This is a genomic window from Duodenibacillus massiliensis (assembly GCF_928721995.1).
Classification (GTDB): domain Bacteria; phylum Pseudomonadota; class Gammaproteobacteria; order Burkholderiales; family Burkholderiaceae_F; genus Duodenibacillus; species Duodenibacillus massiliensis.
This window is the reverse complement of record NZ_OV788642.1, coordinates 2,092,633-2,108,143: the sequence shown is the minus strand read 5'-3', so window position 1 is coordinate 2,108,143 and position 15,511 is coordinate 2,092,633. Positions and strand designations below refer to the sequence as shown.

Annotated in this window: 15 protein-coding genes, 2 tRNA genes and 2 pseudogenes; 13 read left to right on the top strand and 6 right to left on the bottom strand. The window is 56.7% G+C overall.

The window, feature by feature from the left end; translation table 11 throughout:
* Window positions 1-114 precede the first annotated feature (114 nt).
* The 6 genes and pseudogenes from NXF97_RS09705 to iscB form a co-directional block, all read left to right on the top strand.
* Window positions 115-507: pseudogene (locus tag NXF97_RS09705) on the top strand (phage holin family protein); the annotation flags it as partial.
* Window positions 504-875 (top strand): YcbK family protein, encoded by a 372-nt coding sequence (locus NXF97_RS09700; protein WP_274955837.1) that lies wholly within the window; start codon window positions 504-506, stop codon window positions 873-875. The pseudogene NXF97_RS09705 and the gene NXF97_RS09700, both read left to right, overlap by 4 nt.
* On the top strand, window positions 872-1,126 hold the full coding sequence (locus NXF97_RS09695) for a hypothetical protein (protein WP_274955836.1): 255 nt from the start codon (window positions 872-874) through the stop codon (window positions 1,124-1,126). Before NXF97_RS09700 ends, NXF97_RS09695 begins: the two co-directional genes overlap by 4 nt.
* Complete coding sequence (locus NXF97_RS09690; protein WP_274955835.1) at window positions 1,126-1,404, top strand: hypothetical protein; 279 nt, start codon at window positions 1,126-1,128, stop codon at window positions 1,402-1,404. The genes NXF97_RS09695 and NXF97_RS09690 overlap by 1 nt, the downstream gene beginning before the upstream one ends.
* A 319-nt stretch (window positions 1,405-1,723) precedes the next feature.
* Window positions 1,724-1,814, top strand: a tRNA-Ser gene (locus NXF97_RS09685).
* A 563-nt stretch (window positions 1,815-2,377) separates the two neighbouring features.
* Complete coding sequence (gene iscB / locus NXF97_RS09680; protein WP_274955834.1) at window positions 2,378-3,655, top strand: RNA-guided endonuclease IscB; 1,278 nt, start codon at window positions 2,378-2,380, stop codon at window positions 3,653-3,655.
* Window positions 3,656-4,009: 354 nt separating this feature from the next.
* On the opposite strand, the gene NXF97_RS09675 is transcribed toward iscB, so the two are convergent.
* Window positions 4,010-4,432, bottom strand: coding sequence for a type II toxin-antitoxin system HicB family antitoxin (locus NXF97_RS09675; protein ID WP_274955833.1), 423 nt, complete (start codon window positions 4,430-4,432; stop codon window positions 4,010-4,012).
* Window positions 4,433-4,865: 433 nt separating this feature from the next.
* On the opposite strand from NXF97_RS09675, the pseudogene NXF97_RS09670 reads away from it, so the two are divergent.
* Window positions 4,866-5,066: pseudogene (locus tag NXF97_RS09670) on the top strand (transposase); the annotation flags it as partial.
* A gap of 382 nt (window positions 5,067-5,448) precedes the next feature.
* Here the strand turns inward: NXF97_RS09670 and NXF97_RS09665 are convergent.
* Complete coding sequence (locus NXF97_RS09665) at window positions 5,449-5,883, bottom strand: hypothetical protein (protein WP_274955831.1); 435 nt, start codon at window positions 5,881-5,883, stop codon at window positions 5,449-5,451.
* 245 nt (window positions 5,884-6,128) lie between these two features.
* Here NXF97_RS09665 and NXF97_RS09660 point away from each other — a divergent pair, with 245 nt between their 5' ends.
* The 4 genes from NXF97_RS09660 (at window position 6,129) to NXF97_RS09645 (ending at window position 8,230) form a co-directional block, all read left to right on the top strand.
* Window positions 6,129-6,365, top strand: coding sequence for a hypothetical protein (locus NXF97_RS09660; RefSeq protein ID WP_274955830.1), 237 nt, complete (start codon window positions 6,129-6,131; stop codon window positions 6,363-6,365).
* A gap of 103 nt (window positions 6,366-6,468) precedes the next feature.
* The gene (locus NXF97_RS09655; protein ID WP_274955829.1) at window positions 6,469-6,597 is read left to right on the top strand and encodes a hypothetical protein; all 129 of its coding nucleotides are present in this window, start codon (window positions 6,469-6,471) and stop codon (window positions 6,595-6,597) included.
* Window positions 6,594-7,796 carry a PBSX family phage terminase large subunit gene (locus tag NXF97_RS09650; protein ID WP_274955828.1) on the top strand — a complete coding sequence of 401 codons (1,203 nt, stop codon included), beginning with the start codon at window positions 6,594-6,596 and terminating at the stop codon, window positions 7,794-7,796. The genes NXF97_RS09655 and NXF97_RS09650 overlap by 4 nt, the downstream gene beginning before the upstream one ends.
* Window positions 7,775-8,230 carry an anti-CBASS protein Acb1 family protein gene (locus NXF97_RS09645; protein ID WP_274955827.1) on the top strand — a complete coding sequence of 152 codons (456 nt, stop codon included), beginning with the start codon at window positions 7,775-7,777 and terminating at the stop codon, window positions 8,228-8,230. Before NXF97_RS09650 ends, NXF97_RS09645 begins: the two co-directional genes overlap by 22 nt.
* A gap of 19 nt (window positions 8,231-8,249) precedes the next feature.
* Here the strand turns inward: NXF97_RS09645 and rlmB are convergent, their stop codons facing one another.
* Together rlmB and NXF97_RS09635 are read right to left on the bottom strand one after the other, a co-directional pair.
* Window positions 8,250-8,993 (bottom strand): 23S rRNA (guanosine(2251)-2'-O)-methyltransferase RlmB, encoded by a 744-nt coding sequence (gene rlmB / locus NXF97_RS09640; protein ID WP_074009031.1) that lies wholly within the window; start codon window positions 8,991-8,993, stop codon window positions 8,250-8,252.
* A 14-nt stretch (window positions 8,994-9,007) separates the two neighbouring features.
* Window positions 9,008-11,515 carry a ribonuclease R family protein gene (locus NXF97_RS09635; RefSeq protein WP_274955826.1) on the bottom strand — a complete coding sequence of 836 codons (2,508 nt, stop codon included), beginning with the start codon at window positions 11,513-11,515 and terminating at the stop codon, window positions 9,008-9,010.
* Between the two features lie 57 nt (window positions 11,516-11,572).
* Here NXF97_RS09635 and NXF97_RS09630 point away from each other — a divergent pair.
* Together NXF97_RS09630 and NXF97_RS09625 are read left to right on the top strand one after the other, a co-directional pair.
* Window positions 11,573-11,657 (top strand) — tRNA-Leu (locus NXF97_RS09630).
* A 249-nt stretch (window positions 11,658-11,906) separates the two neighbouring features.
* Entirely contained in the window at window positions 11,907-13,520 is a 1,614-nt protein-coding gene (locus NXF97_RS09625; RefSeq protein ID WP_274955825.1) for a vWA domain-containing protein, read from the top strand.
* A gap of 63 nt (window positions 13,521-13,583) precedes the next feature.
* On the opposite strand, the gene NXF97_RS09620 is transcribed toward NXF97_RS09625, so the two are convergent.
* Window positions 13,584-14,108 (bottom strand): phosphoribosyltransferase, encoded by a 525-nt coding sequence (locus tag NXF97_RS09620; RefSeq protein WP_022373715.1) that lies wholly within the window; start codon window positions 14,106-14,108, stop codon window positions 13,584-13,586.
* Between the two features lie 105 nt (window positions 14,109-14,213).
* The gene (locus NXF97_RS09615; protein WP_022373716.1) at window positions 14,214-15,506 is read right to left on the bottom strand and encodes an adenylosuccinate synthase; all 1,293 of its coding nucleotides are present in this window, start codon (window positions 15,504-15,506) and stop codon (window positions 14,214-14,216) included.
* Window positions 15,507-15,511: the final 5 nt, after the last annotated feature.

The window sequence follows — 15,511 nt, the reverse complement described above, 5'->3', positions numbered from 1 at the left end:
TATGCTGGAGAGGATGCACATGACGCCGGACTTTTTGCCTGATGGCACAGAGAAAATACTAGCCGCTGCCGTGGGCGCACTCACCGGCGGCCTTTCGTTTTTTTCGGGCTCGATACCAAGCCGCTCATCATTTGGCTCGCGATCTTTGTCGCCGCAGACCTCTTGACCGGCATGTCGGCCGCGTTCGTCAAACGCGACTTTGAGAGCCGGATCGTGTCGCATGGGCTTTTGAAAAAGGGCCTGATGTTTGTTGTCGTGGGCTTTGCGCACGGCCTTGACGTGCAGTTTGCCTACACGCTGGGCTATCTCGCCGTATTCCAGGGCATTGTCATCGCGGCCTACGTCTTCACCGAGCTCATGAGCATCATCGAGAACCTCGATCGGATGGATCTCGGCGGCTGCATCCCTCCGATCATCCGCAAGGCACTAAAACAGATCAACACTCGGCTGGACGAATCAGTTGAAAAGATCGGCGACAAGCCGAAAGAAGGACCTTTACAAAAATGAAAATCAGATACTTTGACACAAAGGAGCTCGCCAGCAAGGACGGCCAGCGCTCTCCGTTCGGGGAGCAGCAGGTCAGATCAGAACTGCTCTTTTTATTGAACCGGATCCGCACGGCATGGGGCCGCCCGATTATTGTCAACAGCGCTTATCGCTCGCCGGAGCACAACCGAGCCGTTGGCGGCGTGGAGAACTCTTACCACGTCCGGGGCCTCGCGGCTGACATCCGTCCGGAGCATCAGGAAGACCTCCCGGCACTTCAGGATCTCTGTTTAGAACTTAACGCTGACGGCGGAGTGGGGCTTTATGACAGCTTTGTCCATGTTGACGCGAGAGGCTTCAAAGCTCGCTGGGACAACTGCAAAAAATGACCACGGCTGAGATCCTCAAATACGTTTTTATTTTTTTCAAGGAGTACGCCATGCACAGCGAAGACTTTCAGAACTGGCTTAAGAAAATCGGCGTGAAGGCCGAAGACCTCACGCGTGACGCCTATGAAAAACTCAAGGCCGAGAAGGCAAAAATGGACACAGAGACGCGCCGGAAGTGCAGGCTCTTTTGGGCGACCGTGTCGGTCGTGACCTTCCTCATCGGCCTCTGGCTCGGTCATTTGTTCTTCTGATGACAAAGTGGCTCTACCTCGCTGCTGGCGTGGTCGTCTTCGGCGCCGGATACGTCTTTGCTGACGCTCTGCGCACAGCGGACATCGAGCGCCTTAAAGCCGATTACGCGCAGGCCGTGGTGGAGTGCCCGCCGGCGCCGGCAGTGCCTGCGTCTCTTGTGAGCGACAAGTCGCAGAATGTCGCCGGCTTCTTGCAGAGAGTGCAGGCCTTCTTGAAGAAGGCGGCCGCATGGTCGGAGGGCTCAACGCCGACCGGGCAGCCGTCCTGGAAGCGCTAAAACCCCGGGAGGGTTTTCTGAAAATACCTACCCTATTTTGCAAAAACCCCGCGGGCTTTATGCCTGCGGGGGACGATTTTTTTGTATCCGCTGGGGAAATCGACGGGGAAACTGTGTGGGGAAACCTCGCCGAAGGCGTCATTTCCACAGGGCTCGAATCCCTCCTTCTCCGCCGAATCCTGGTTCTGAAACAACCGGACTCTTGCCTCCTGCATCGGTCTCCCTGCGCAAAGACCACCCCCTCCGAAAACGGCGTTTCTCTTTTCGCCGCTCTTTTGCTATCATGCGCGTTCTGTCCTCTTTGGGACAACCACTGTGCGGAAGGGTGGCAGAGTGGTCGAATGCGCCGGACTCGAAATCCGGTATACGGTTATACCGTATCGAGGGTTCGAATCCCTCCCCTTCCGCCATCTAATGAAAAAGGCTCGCGACTCGCGGGCCTTTGTTTTATGCGCCTTCCGCGCCTTTTCCAACACCGGCGCACCTTCCGACGATTTTCCGATCTGTTTCGTCGTGTGTCATCGTGTCTCATAATCTCCCATAAAATAGACCTCGAATCCCAGTATTCCCCACGCGTTTGGGGAAACTTTTCCCACACTTTCCCCAAAAGTCAAAAAAGTGTGGGAAACCAAAACGCGTGGGAAACAGCGTCAGGAGCGCTCTTTTTGTGGGAAACCGTCCGGAGACACAGTCAACTACCCCTGACTGAAGTCAGAGGCTTGGCAACAAGTCTTGGTTGACTAGCCTCAGTCCGTTTTCGGACGGACTCCGTTGGTTGGGAATCCGTTCCGTCGCAAGACGGGACGCAAACAGGCACCGCGGGATGTCGATCCTAGTCCCGCGCTCTGCGGTCTGCGGTTAAAAGCTCTGAGAGGTAGGAGCGGTGCTTCAGACAACAAACCCCTTCCAACATTGGCGAAGGATCACCACCGACCGCAAGGTCGAGCAGACGGAGCCCGTGAGGTATCCGTCAATGGAGAACACTTTGAAAGTTTTTGTGTTGAATATGCGCGGGCAACCGCTCATGCCGTGCTCCCCGCCCAAGGCGCGTAAGCTCCTTCGGGCCGGGAAGGCCGTGCCTGTGCGCCGAACGCCCTTTGTGATTCAACTGACGGTGCCGACGGGCGAAACCAAGCAGCCGATCACCTTGGGTGTGGATGCGGGCTACAAGCACGTCGGCCTGAGCGCAACGACCGCCAAGGAAGAGTTGTTGGCTTCTGAGGTCGAACTGCGGCAGGACGTGACGGGCTTGCTCTCGGATCGCTTGGCACTTCGCCGCGCCCGACGCAACCGCAAGACGCGCTACCGCGCACCACGCTTCGACAACCGCGTTCGATCGAAGCACAAGGGCTGGCTTGCGCCGTCCGTGGAGAACCGCATTCAGGCGCACATATCGCGCATTGAAGCGGTTTGCCGAGTGCTTCCGATCACCAAAATCGTGATTGAAACCGCATCCTTCGACATTCAGAAGATCAAGGATCCCGAAGTCGAAGGCACGGACTATCAGCAGGGCGAGCAGCTTGGCTTTTGGAACGTACGCGAATATGTGCTGTTCCGCGACGGTCACGTTTGCCAAGCCTGCAAAGGCAGATCGAAAGATCTGATTCTCAACGTGCATCACATTGAGAGCCGGAAAACGGGAGGCGACGCGCCGGGCAATCTCATCACGCTGTGCGAGGCGTGCCACAAGGCGTATCACGCAGGCAAGTTGAAGCAGTTCAGTCCCCGGCGCGGCGCTTCTTTCAGGGCAGAGACTTTCATGGGCCTCATGCGTTGGACGGTGCTCAACCGCCTGCGCGAGCGCCATCCCGAATTACCTGTCACGAATACCTACGGGTATCTGACCAAACACAAGCGCATCGTCGCGGGCTTGCCGAAGACGCATTGCGCGGACGCTTTCTGCATTGCTGGCGTCCTCGACGCAAAACGTCGGGGCGAATACCTGTTTCAGAAACAGACACGCCGCCACAATCGCCAAATCCACAAGCTGACGATTCTCAAAGGCGGTGTGCGCAAGCGCCATCAGGCTCCGTACCTAGTGCACGGCTTCAGGCTCTTTGACAAGGTGCTGTGCAAAGGGGAAGTCGGCTTTATTTTTGGCAGACGCTCCTCGGGTGCATTCGAGGTGCGCCGTCTGGACGGTACAAAGATTTCTGCCGGTATTTCCTACAAGAAACTTTCGCTTCTTGAGAAGCGAAAGACGTTTTTAACCGAACTGAGAAAGGAGGACCGCGATTCCTCCCGCGTCTGAAGACGCGGGTTTCCTCGCGGAATTTCTATGAAATCAACCATTCCGAACCTTTGCATAAAGACGTCCAAGGGCAGGCAGTATTACGTCGCCCGGGTGACGATTGACGGCAAGCGCATCGACCGCAGGCTAGGGTTAAATACCCCAGTTAGCGAGGCAACAAGCTCAACCGCAAACCCGCGCTAGACACAAAAATCCACACACACCTGCGGTGGTAATGCGGTTGCATAATTTGAAGCTGTGTGATCAGTTGAGCGAGTAAAAGGTGCCCAAAAGGCACCTTTGGCATACCCGAAAGAAATACAGAAATGAAAAGCCCGATCCACCATGGATGCGGGCTTTTTTTGTTGATCCGGCTTACTCAACCGTCAGCGTGAAAGACTTCCCCAACTTGAGCATCGCGGCTTCCACGGCGTCCACACTGGCAACGTCGTTTACCAAGTCAACCAATCGCGACGCGGCCGTAAAGGATATTTCAAGTTTTTTTGCCACATCGGTAATGCGCAGGCCTTCGCTGACCATGTAGTTCCAGAGCAGGATTTTTGCCTGAACCTTGGCCGGCATGTAGTAAGGCTCCTCGCCTTTCCGAACCTTTGACGGCAGCGGGATGGCCTTCTTTTTACGACGATAGAACAGCATCATGCACGCGGGAACAAAGTCTGCAGCAAGTTTGTCGGCTTCTTCACGCGTCGCTGCTTCGGCCTTGTAATCGGGGATGTCACGGCAGGAAACCTCAAACGACCCGCCGGACAACTGTTTGATCGTGACACCGTAAAACATATAATCCTCCTTGGAGGCGATGATGTGCGTGTGGTAGGCCTCCCCCTTGCGGGGGAGGTGGTTTTATCGAGATTTCTTAGAGCGGTTACTCGGTTTCCGCTTTTTCTCCTTCACCTTGCGGCTAATCTTGAACTTGACAATCCCGAGATTAACCGTGGCTGAGAAGCTTTTAATTACCACTTGCACATGTCATCACCTCCTTTTGTTTATGGAATAATTACACAGCAACTGTTTTAAAAAATCAAACAGCCAGTGTATTTTTATTGTATTCGGGGCCTCTCAGGCGCTAGTCACCCGGACGCATACAGCCGCAGGAAAATCCTGCGGCTTTTTATTGGGTCTCGCAATGGCAACCGCAAAGAAGAAACCGGCCGCAAAGCGTAAGACCGGACGGCCCACCAAGTACACGAAAGAGCTCGCAGACAAGATCTGCATGTTGTATACGACCAACAGTATTGAGGCTCTCAACCGTGGCGTTCGGAAGGTAGTCAAAACTCGAACCTTGTTTCCGCATGAAGAATCCGCCAAGAAGCTGATTTACTTGGCACTTCAGCGCATTATGGAAAAATGGAAGCTGCCTGTTCGTGCTTGGAGTGAAGCCATGCCGGTGTTTGCAGCCATGTACGGTGAGTGATTTGCCGCTGGGCAGGCTTAATAGCCGCGGAGTACTGAAACAGTGTTTCAGCATAGCAGTTGCAGTGTTACAACTTAAGGAGGCGAAACTGCGATTTTTCCGGTAGCGGCGCGCCGCTGCATAGCCGCCCCCATGGGGGCGGCTTGACAGCCCCGAAGTACCTGGGGTTAAATACCCCTGTTAGCGAGCCAACAAGCTCAACCGTAAACCCGCGCTAGACACAAAAATCTACACACACCTGCGGTGGGTAATGCGGTTGCAAAATTTGAAGCTGTGTGATCAGTTGAGCGAGTTAAAGGTGCCCAAAAGGCACCTTTGGCATACCTGAAAGAAACAGCAAGAGAAAAGCCCGATCCACCAAGGAAGCGGGCTTTTTTGTTGGTCACGGCTCCTTTTCAAGCGTCAGCAACAATCGGAACCCGAGCTTGCTCATGGCCTCTTCTATCGCCTCTATGCTGGCCTTGTCTTTGGACAGATCAACATACCGCTGAGCCTGAGTCTGTGTGATGTTGTTCATGCGGGCGATGTCTGCGACCCGGTAACGGTTTTCGACCATGTAGTTCCAGAACAGAATTTTCGCCTGCACGCGAGCCGGGATGTAAACCGGCGTCTCCCCGTCCTGAAGCGGGCTAGGCAGCGGGATGGCGCGGCGCTTCTGACGGTACAGAAGCTCCATCACTCCCGGGACGCACTGAGCGGCCGCCGTGACAGCTCCTTCCAGTGTCGGATCCTCGTAAGTGCATTCAGGAAGATCGCGGCAGGTGACAACGAAAACATCCCGATCAGGGGACTTGACAACTTTGATGCCGTAATACATATACTTCTCCTTGGACGGTGAGGTTTGTGGATGCCTCCCGCTTTGGCTTTGGCTTTAGCTTGATTCTGATCTTGAGCCTGATAAACACGAGATTTAAATCAGCTTCGGCCGTTATGCCTTTTACTTTCAGATCCACATATCTCACCTCCTTTATGAGATAGTATTGTACATAAAGGGCTTAAAAAGCAAAGCAAATAATGTAAAATATAGACCGGTTTATCCGGCCTTTTTTATTGGGCTACGCAATGGCAACCGCAAAGAAGAAACCGGCCGCAAAGCGTAAGACCGGACGGCCCACCAAGTACACGAAAGAGCTCGCAGACAAGCTCTGCGAACTGCTTGCCGAAGGCAAGTCGATCAACCAGATCAGCAAGATGAGGGGAATGCCCCATCGAAGCACGGTCTGGGGATGGCAGGACGAGCATCCCGAGTGTTTCGACAAGACAGCGCGGGCGCGCGCGAGGTGCGGACGTCTACGATGAGAGACGGCGTCAGAGCGCCACCCGTCTCATCGACATTGTGGAGGCCGCAGTCAAGTCGGGCATCGAAATCCCTAAAGGCGTGGTCGAAGGTCTGAACGTCGCCATGAGAGAAGACACCCGCAGTGCCGCGAACCTCAACCCGCAACGCTTCTCAGAAAAGCAGAAGATCAACGTCAATTCGACGGTGACACAGCCTCAGACAGTGTCCATCGTCAACGACCTCAAAGAGTGAAGCATGGTAGCAGCCGGACGCGCTACCTGGTATGCAAAGGCTCGCGCGGCTCGAAGAAATCGAAGACAACCGCCCTGAGGTTGATCGTCAACCTCATGAGCCACCCGGAGGCGCATGCCCTTGTGATCCGGCGCTACGCCCGATCTCTCCGCGACTCGTGCTTTGCTGACCTTGAGTGGGCCATTCACCGACTCGGCTTTGACAGCGACTGGCGCGCGACTGTGAGCCCGCTTGAGATCGTCCGGATCAGCACCGGGCAGAAGATCCTTTTCCGGGGCCTCGACGACGGCCAGAAGGTGACGTCCGTCACGGTGGCCCAAGGCGTGCTCTGCTGGGTGTGGTGCGAAGAAGCCTCTCAGCTTGAGAGCGAAGCCGAATTTAATAAGCTCGATCTCAGCATCCGCGGCCAAGTGCCGGCGGGTCTGTGGAAAGAGATCGTCCTGACGCTCAATCCTTGGAGCGAGACGTGGTGGGGAAAACGCCGCTTTTTTGACAAGCCGAACCCCGAGGTGACGGCGCTCACGACCACGTACCTCTGCAATGAGTTTTTAGACGACAAGGACTGGGCGCTTTTTGAGGACCTCCGGGTCAACTTCCCTAGACGCTACCGGATCGAAGGTCTGGGCGAATGGGATATCGCGGAGGGCTTGATCTATCCGGATGCGAAGATCGTGAGCTTTGACCGCGAGGCCATGAAGAGCCGGCGCGACCTTAAAGCCTTTTACGGCGTGGACTTCGGCTTCACCGATCCGACTGCGTTTGTGGGCGGCTTCTACGATCCGGCCCCAAAGACCGTTTTTTTGGCCTGGGAGATTTACGAGCGCGGGCTCACGAATCAAGCGCTTGCCGCCCGGATCAAAGGCTTCGGCCTCAGACGCGAGAAGGTCACCTGCAACAGCGCAGAACCGAAAAGCATTGAGGAGCTCAGGTCTGCCGGCATCAATGCAGTGCCGGCCGCAAAGGGTCAGGACAGCGTGCGCTACGGCATTCAGCGGCTCCAAGGCGTGCACGTCGTGGTGCATCCGGACTGCGAGAACGTGGCGCACGAGATTCAGAACTATGCCTGGGCGAAGGATCGGGACGGACATCCGACCGACAAGCCCGAGCACGATTTCAGCCACAGTATGGACAGCCTGCGCTACGGCGTTGAGCCGTTGTTAACAGGAGCTAGCTCAGTATGGGAGCGAAAGATGTTTTAAACCGATTTCTCGGCCACGTGACCGCCAAGCGCGTCAATGCCGCGAGCTTCATGGCGTCTCTGCCCGGGGCGCCCGGCTCCACAATGGAGTCGCGCCAGCCGCTCTCGCAGGATCAGCTCAAAAAGCTCTACCGGACGAACTGGATCGCCCGCAAGGTCTGTGACCTCTACGCCGCCGACATGGTCTCGGCGGGCGTGGAGTGGGACATCGATGCCGACACCTCAGAGCTCTTGGAGAAAGAGTTTCGGCGGCTTCAGGTGTGGGGTGCGCTTGAGCAAGCGGTTAAGCTCGCGCGCCTTTACGGTAGGTCGATCATTCTGATGGGGACGGCCGCGCCGGACCCGATGAGCCGCTCAACACGGGCGAAGCCCTCCTCGGCCTGCGGGGCTTTGACCGCTACGAAGCAAAGCCGCCCCCGAAGGGACGGCCCGTAAGCCCGGCAACGCTCAGGCGTTATTTTGCCTGCGTTCTCTGCCGCACGGTCTCAAACAGGCAGATGCCGCTTGCCACCGAGACGTTGAGACTTTCCACGGTCCCCAGCATCGGGATTTTCGCAAGCTCATCGCACCTCTTGCGGGTGAGCTGTCGTAGCCCCTCGCCTTCGGCACCGAGCACCCAGGCAAAGGCGCGCTTCTGGTCAAAGTCATAAATCGACTTTTCCGCTTCTCCGGCCGTTCCCACCACCAGTACGCCCGCTTCCCGAAGTTCCACAATGCTTGCGGCAAGGTTGGTGACGCTTACAACGGGCACTGTTTCCCAGGCGCCTGCGGCAGCTTTGGCCGCTGCCGGCGAAAAAGAGGCCGAGCGGTCCTTGGGCGCCACAACCGCCTGCACACCCGCGGCGTCCGCGACACGCAGGCAGGCGCCGAAGTTACGGGGATCGGTGACGCCGTCAAGAATCAGAAGCAGTGTCTTATCGGTGATGCTGTCAAGCAGCTCATCAAAGGTGAGCGTATTGACGATTTCGTCCGCGAGAGCCACCACACCCTGATGCGGCAGATCAGGCGCAAGGCCGTCGAGCCTTCTGGCATCGGCCTGCACAACCTTGATGCCGGACTTATTGAGCCGCGCGCAGCACTCATGCATGCGCTTGTCGCGGCGCTGCGCGTCCACATAAACCACCTTCACACTCTCGGGCTTTAATCTCACCCGGGCATTAACGGCATGAAAACCTGCCAGAACGACCTGCTTACTCATGATTTTTTCTCGCTTTATTTAGCTACGGTTTTGTTTTTGTTCTTATTCTTTTTCTTGCGTTTTTTACGGGGCTTGGGAAAGTCCTCGTCAAAGTCGAAGTCTTCCCGAAAGCTTGACCAGTCGTCTCCGTCGTCGTCATCGTCGTCGAAATCCCAGTCGTCAAACCGACGGCGCCCGAATCCGCGCGAACCAAAGCCCTCTCTTTCCCCGGTATAGATCGTAAAGTCCACGCGCAGTGTTTCGGTGTCAGCGCTTTCGACCGTGGCCTTCACGCGTTTACCGATATAAAACTTCTCGCGCCCGCTGCGCCCGGTCATGGTGTTTTCCGAGGCATCAAACTCGTAGTAGTCGGGGCCGATCTTTGAGACGTGCACGAAGCCTTCGACGTAAGGATCATCAAGCGTCACATAAAGCCCTGCGGCAATAACGCCCGTGACGGTCCCTTCAAAGGACTTTCCGCAAAACTGCGAAATGTAGCGGCATTTAAGCCAGCTGACAACTTCGCGCGAAGCATCATCGGCACGGCGCTCGGCCGCAGAGCAGATGAGCCCCAACTCACGCCAGGCTTCAAGCTGCTTTACCTGGCGCGCAGCAACCGGTGTCTCACGGTTTTGGGCGCGCTCTGCATTTTCCCGCGTGAGTTTGCGGCCGTTAAAGCCGTCCATGAGCCGCGTGAAATCCCCTTCAAAGACGGGCGAATACTTGCGGCGCGACAAAAGCGCACGGATCGTGCGGTGCACGAGAAGGTCCGGATAGCGGCGAATGGGCGACGTAAAGTGCGTGTAGGCAGGGTAATTGAGACCGTAGTGTCCGCAGTTGTCGGGACTGTAGACCGCGCGCTGCATGGAGCGCAGCATGGCGGCCTGCACGACGTCGCTCACCGGGCTCTCCTTAAGGCTTGCAAGCACCTTTTCAAAGTCAGCCGCCCCGGGTTTATCGCCGCCCCCGAGCCTCAGATGCATCGAGGAAAGCGTCGCACGTAATGCCGCAAGCTTATCGGCGGCCGGCGGCTCATGAATCCGGAATAAGGACATCGCCTTTTTGCGGCCGATAAAGTCCGCGGCACAGACGTTGGCCGCGAGCATGCACTCTTCAATGAGGCGGTGCGCGTCGTTATGGTCTCTGCGGTGAATGGCTTTAATGAGGCCCTTTTCGTCGAGCTCAAACTGCGTTTCCGTCGTCTCAAAGTCAATTGCACCGCGTCTGACGCGCGCGGCACGAAAGGCCTTATAAAGGTCGTAAAGCGCCTTAATATCTTCAAGGCTTCCGCCGCGGCCGATGAGATCGTCACTTTTTCCCTGCAGTGCCGCCCACACGGCGGTGTAGGTGAGCCTTGCGTGCGAGTGAATGAGTGCCGGATAAAACTGATAAGCCGACACCAGGCCGTCCGTACCCACCATCATGTCGCAGACCAAAACCGCGCGGTCTACGCCGGGATTTAAGGAACACAACCCGTTACTTAACTTCTCGGGGAGCATCGGTATGACGCAGCTCGGAAAGTAGACGCTCGTGGCGCGTTTTAAGGCTTCTTTATTAAGGGCCGAGCCTTCAGTGACATAGTGACTGACGTCGGCAATTGCGACCAAAAGGCGCCAGCCCGATTTCTCCGGCGTACACCACACCGCATCGTCAAAGTCTCGGGAGTCTTCGCCGTCAATCGTCATAAAGCCGATGTCGCGCAGATCGATGCGCTCATCGGCCTCTTCGGCACCGGGGTCTGAGGGCAGAGCCTCGGCTTCCTTAACGACCGCCTCAGAAAAAATGTGCGGCAGATCGTATTTGGCAAGCGCCACCTCAAGCTCACCCGAAGACGTGTCCGCGTCTTCAATCACCTTCACCACGTGTCCGGTGGGTGTGCCGGTAAAACCCAGCGGTCGCGGATCGGTTTCAACCTGGATTTTTACGTCCCTGCCGCCCGGCACCTGCCAGGGTTTGTCCAGATCGATGGAAGCCATGGTGAAAAAACGGCTCACCGGTCTCAGGGACTTCAAGGCTTTTTTCCTGAGGTCCAGATAGTCCAGGGGGCAGATATAACGTCTTGCGGGCTGCTCAAGAAGGGCGGCAATCCAAACGGTATCCGTGCGTCCGTCAGCCTCACAGGCAAGTACCCTGTCGCCCGGCAGCATGTTCTCGCAAACGTCAAGGAGCGTCTCGCAGTCCACTCGCTCACCTCGGTCATTTTCAATGAGCACGTGGTCAGAAACGTTGCTCACCGTTGCGGTAAACCAGCGCCAGCCTTCTTTGCGGAAAAACTGATTCTTTTCCCGGTCGTAGCCCACAAAGGGCATGTCCATGTACCAGAGACCGTCTTTTTCAGTTGCAAATGTCTTAAGCGACTCGGCCTCAAACCCGGTCGTGCGGCTCATGTCCGCCAGAGTCACCCCGTCTTTTGCCTGCCAGAGCACAAAGCAGATACGCGAGACAATCAGAGCCTCATCGCTGCTGCCGCGTTGCTTGCGGGGTTTGATGATTTCGAGCCCGGCCGCCTGCGGCGTTTTCTTTTTCGTTTTTGTCTGAGCCATTCGTTTTTAATTTGACAATCGGAAAATCTTCGGCATAATACGCGTCTCAGGATTTTTGCCCAAGTGGCGAAATTGGTAGACGCACTGTGTTCAGGTCGCAGCGCCGTGAGGCATGCTGGTTCGAGTCCAGTCTTGGGCACCAAATCTCAAAAATCCTGTTCCGAATGAACCCTTGGCAACAAGGGTTTTTTCGTATCCGGCGTTTGTATCGACCCAAAAGCGCGGCTGCCGGTTTTTAAAGCCCTCAGCCGATTCCGTCAACCCCGACCTTTCTCACACGTAGCGCAGGTTAACACACATCGCTCTGCGTGTCTGTTTCATTAACCCGGGGCCGCGGGTACGTATGTCACCCTGAAGCCCCCTGACAGAGCCCGGCTCAGGATTGGCTTATATGCCGCAGATTTTCCGTGATCCCGATGCAACGCCCGAGGAGCGCCGCGCAGGCGTTGTTGAGGCTTTAAAGAGCATACTCGGGCGCTATGACGTCACGTTTTCTTTTTCGGAAAGCCCTAAGACCGACGGTAAAACCGTCTGGCTCGGAAACCTCGATCCCGATGATGAAAGCTTTGAAACCTTTGCGCTCGGCCACGGCATCCACGAGATGATGCACGTCACGCAGACGGATATGAGCGCTTTTGCCGCCAAAGAGAAAACAGAACTCACCGCCGGGCTTATCAACGTCCTGGAAGACGTCCGCATCGACACCTACGGCATGCGGCTTAACCGCCTCTACGGCGTCTGGCGCAATTGTCTCGCGGAAAAACTTGAGGAAAACGGGCGTCTGGCGGCCGCTTCCTACAAGGACCTGCCGCCCGCAGCGCTTTTCTGCACGTGGCTTCATGCCGAACTCATGGCCCGGGAAAAGATGGACTGGGCCGTGAAGTTCAAAGACCTTCTGAGGGCGGAAGTCGCAAAGCACCTGCCGTCCGCGCTTCTTGACCGCGTTCTCAATGAGGCGCAGGACGCCGGAAATCTTGCCGACACCGCCGCCGTCATGGCGCTTGCCGAGAGCATTGAAAAGACGGTGCGCGCTGAACTCACTGCGGCCCCGCAGGCAACTCAGGAAGGTGCCGCACAAAACCCCGCCAAGGCGCGGTTTACCAAAACACTGCTTACTGCACAGCACACCGGAAGCGGCCACACGCACTGTCTGGAAGGCGCAGCCTCTGAGGAGCCCGCGCGCGGCAGTCTGCCGCATGTGCAGGAGGCGCTTTACCGCGTGGCAGACCCCGACGCCGTTGAACCGGACGTGGACACCCCCGAGGAAAAGAAGCTTTTCACGGAAAGCTTTTACGGAAAATTTGAGGAAATTGAAAAGCTCAGAAACGCGTTTGAAGCGCTTTTTTCCGGGCCCGCGGAAACCGATGACACGGACGCCGCTTTGGACGGTGACGACCTCACCGAGGACGCGCCCGTTGACATCCTTTTAAAAGAACCCCGGCTTTTTGCCAAACGGGGAACGCCCGTAAAAAAGCCCTCGGGACACCTCATGATGCTTTTGGACCGCTCCGGTTCCATGGGTGTGGAGCGACTCTCCTCGGCCAAAGCGGCCGTCGCCCTCATTTACCGGTCCGCAAAAAAGGTGAACGGCATCACCGTCACTGCCGCAGCCTTTCCCGGCCCCAACAAAACGGACATTCTGCCGTTGACGGCTGACGCAGCCGTCACTGCCGAAGACTTTATCCGGCGCTTTGCACCGCTTTCCTCCTGGGGCGCAACGCCGATTGCTGAAGCGATTGACTGGGCCCGCGACCAGATGGACGCCGTGGAGAGCGAGAGAAAACTCCTTCTTATCATCACCGACGGCGACTTCCCTGAGGATTTCTTCATCCCTCACGAGAAAACGCTCACCGGGCACGGCATTGAATTGGCGGTCTTAGCAATTGCGAGCGACACCGAACCCGAAGGGATCAACGCCCTTGTGGTTGAAGAGGATGCCGCGATTGCCGACACACTCATTGCGCTTATTAAAAACACCGACTTCTCGCGGGAACTCACGCAGTAGACAAACAGCAAAAAGCCCTGCCGACGATCTCGAACAGGGCTTTTTTTTCAACCGAGCAACCGGTCAGAGCGCGTCGCCGAACTTGGCGCGGCAGTTGGCGAGGTGCTTTTCAATGCCGATGTCGTCGTAGCACTCAAAGGGCTGATGAATCCAGGGGCTGTCGGTGTACTGAACGACCGAGTAGTCCGGATGAAACACCGAGCAGGCCTTCACCCAAATGACGGCCACACGGATTTCGGTGATCTGCGGGTAGTTGCGCTTTAAGTGTTCCACCACCTTTTTAATCGTGGCGCCCGAGTCACAGAGGTCGTCGACCAAAAGAAGCTTTCCCTTTAACTCCGACACGCCCGTGATGTACTTGGCGATATCGAGATCCCCCTGCACGGTACCTGCGGCTTCACGGTAGGAACTCGTCGTCATGATCGCCAGGGGCTTACTGTAGACGCGGCTGAAGATGTCGCCAGGGCGCATGCCGCCGCGGGCCAGACACAGAAGCGAGTCAAACTCCCAGCCGCTTGCGCCCACACGGGCGACAAGACGTTCGCAGAGATCGCGGTATTGGTTCCAGTCAATATGATCGTGTTGCATAGTGCGTGCAGTCAAAAGAAAACAGGCGGCCCGCTATTGAAAAACAGGCGGTTCGACCAAAATCAGAACCGCCTGTGCGAGTCATAACTTAGTATTTTAGCTGAGTTACGCGAACGGGTTATCCAAGAGAATCGTCTGGCTTCTGTCGGGGCCCGTGGAAACAAGGGCAATCGGGCAGCCGGCGACTTCGGAGAGGCGCTTCAGATACCGGCGGGCCGATTCAGGGAGATCCTCCCAGCGCGTCACGCCGAACGTGCTTTCCTTCCAGCCCGGGAATTCTTCGTAAACCGGTTCGCAGCGGGCGGCAGCGTCAGCGCCGTAAGGCATGAGATCAACTTCCTGGCCGTCAACCTTGTAACCCACGGCAAGCTTTACCTTCTCCATACCGTCAAAGACGTCAAGCTTCATGACGGCAAGCCCCGTGAGACCGTTAATCTGCACGGCACGGCGCAGTGCGGCACCGTCAAACCAGCCGCAGCGGCGCGGACGCCCCGTCACGGCACCGAATTCGTTGCCCTTCTTGCGGAGTTCTTCTCCGACGGCGTCCTCAAGTTCCGTCGGGAAGGGGCCGCTGCCCACACGGGTGCAGTAGGCCTTGGTGATACCCAAAATGTAGTTGAGACGCTGAGGACCGACGCCCGCACCTGCGCTTGCCGAACCCGCCACCGTATTGGACGACGTAACGAAGGGATAGGTCCCGTGATCGATGTCAAGCATCGAACCCTGGGCGCCCTCAAAGAGGAACTGCTTACCGGCGTCCATGGCGCGGTTCAGTTCCGCTGAGACGTCTTTGACCATCGGAGCGAGACGGTCGGCGTAGGAAAGCGCGTCATCGATCACCTTCTGGGGATCAAGCGCTTCGGCCTTGAGGTAATTTTTCAGAACGAAGTTGTGCAGTTCGAGAATCGAACGGACACGCTCGGCAAACACGGCCGGCTGATAGAGGTCAGCGACACGCACGCTGCGGCGCGCGACCTTGTCTTCATAGGCCGGACCGATGCCGCGGCCCGTAGTGCCGATTTTCTTAGACCCGAGAGCCGCTTCACGCGCGTGATCGAGCGCAATATGGTACGGCATGATGAGCGGGCAGTTACCCGAGACATGCAGGCGGGGTTCGGCATCCACGCCGTGGCTCTTTAATTCATCGATTTCACGGAAGAAAGCTTCCGGGCTCAGAACAACACCGTTACCGAGGTAGCACTGAGACGTCGGATGCATGATGCCCGAGGGAATCAGACGCAAAATGGTCTTGTTGCCGTTGATGACAAGCGTATGGCCTGCGTTATGGCCGCCGTTAAAGCGAACAACGCCGTCCACCTTTTCGGTAAGCCAGTCGACAATCTTACCCTTACCCTCGTCACCCCACTGGGCGCCGACCACCACGACGTTCTTTGACATATTCA

What these genes read in the sequence shown, in the direction of transcription:
- NXF97_RS09700 (WP_274955837.1), top strand. Translation starts at nt 504, where the DNA reads ATGAAAATCAGATACTTTGACACAAAGGAGCTCGCCAGCAAGGACGGC.
- NXF97_RS09695 (WP_274955836.1), top strand. Translation starts at nt 872, where the DNA reads ATGACCACGGCTGAGATCCTCAAATACGTTTTTATTTTTTTCAAGGAG.
- NXF97_RS09690 (WP_274955835.1), top strand. Translation starts at nt 1,126, where the DNA reads ATGACAAAGTGGCTCTACCTCGCTGCTGGCGTGGTCGTCTTCGGCGCC.
- iscB (WP_274955834.1), top strand. Translation starts at nt 2,378, where the DNA reads ATGGAGAACACTTTGAAAGTTTTTGTGTTGAATATGCGCGGGCAACCG.
- NXF97_RS09675 (WP_274955833.1), bottom strand. Translation starts at nt 4,432, where the DNA reads ATGTTTTACGGTGTCACGATCAAACAGTTGTCCGGCGGGTCGTTTGAG.
- NXF97_RS09665 (WP_274955831.1), bottom strand. Translation starts at nt 5,883, where the DNA reads ATGTATTACGGCATCAAAGTTGTCAAGTCCCCTGATCGGGATGTTTTC.
- NXF97_RS09660 (WP_274955830.1), top strand. Translation starts at nt 6,129, where the DNA reads ATGGCAACCGCAAAGAAGAAACCGGCCGCAAAGCGTAAGACCGGACGG.
- NXF97_RS09655 (WP_274955829.1), top strand. Translation starts at nt 6,469, where the DNA reads ATGAGAGAAGACACCCGCAGTGCCGCGAACCTCAACCCGCAACGCTTC.
- NXF97_RS09645 (WP_274955827.1), top strand. Translation starts at nt 7,775, where the DNA reads ATGGGAGCGAAAGATGTTTTAAACCGATTTCTCGGCCACGTGACCGCC.
- rlmB (WP_074009031.1), bottom strand. Translation starts at nt 8,993, where the DNA reads ATGAGTAAGCAGGTCGTTCTGGCAGGTTTTCATGCCGTTAATGCCCGG.
- NXF97_RS09635 (WP_274955826.1), bottom strand. Translation starts at nt 11,515, where the DNA reads ATGGCTCAGACAAAAACGAAAAAGAAAACGCCGCAGGCGGCCGGGCTC.
- NXF97_RS09625 (WP_274955825.1), top strand. Translation starts at nt 11,907, where the DNA reads ATGCCGCAGATTTTCCGTGATCCCGATGCAACGCCCGAGGAGCGCCGC.
- NXF97_RS09620 (WP_022373715.1), bottom strand. Translation starts at nt 14,108, where the DNA reads ATGCAACACGATCATATTGACTGGAACCAATACCGCGATCTCTGCGAA.
- NXF97_RS09615 (WP_022373716.1), bottom strand. Translation starts at nt 15,506, where the DNA reads ATGTCAAAGAACGTCGTGGTGGTCGGCGCCCAGTGGGGTGACGAGGGT.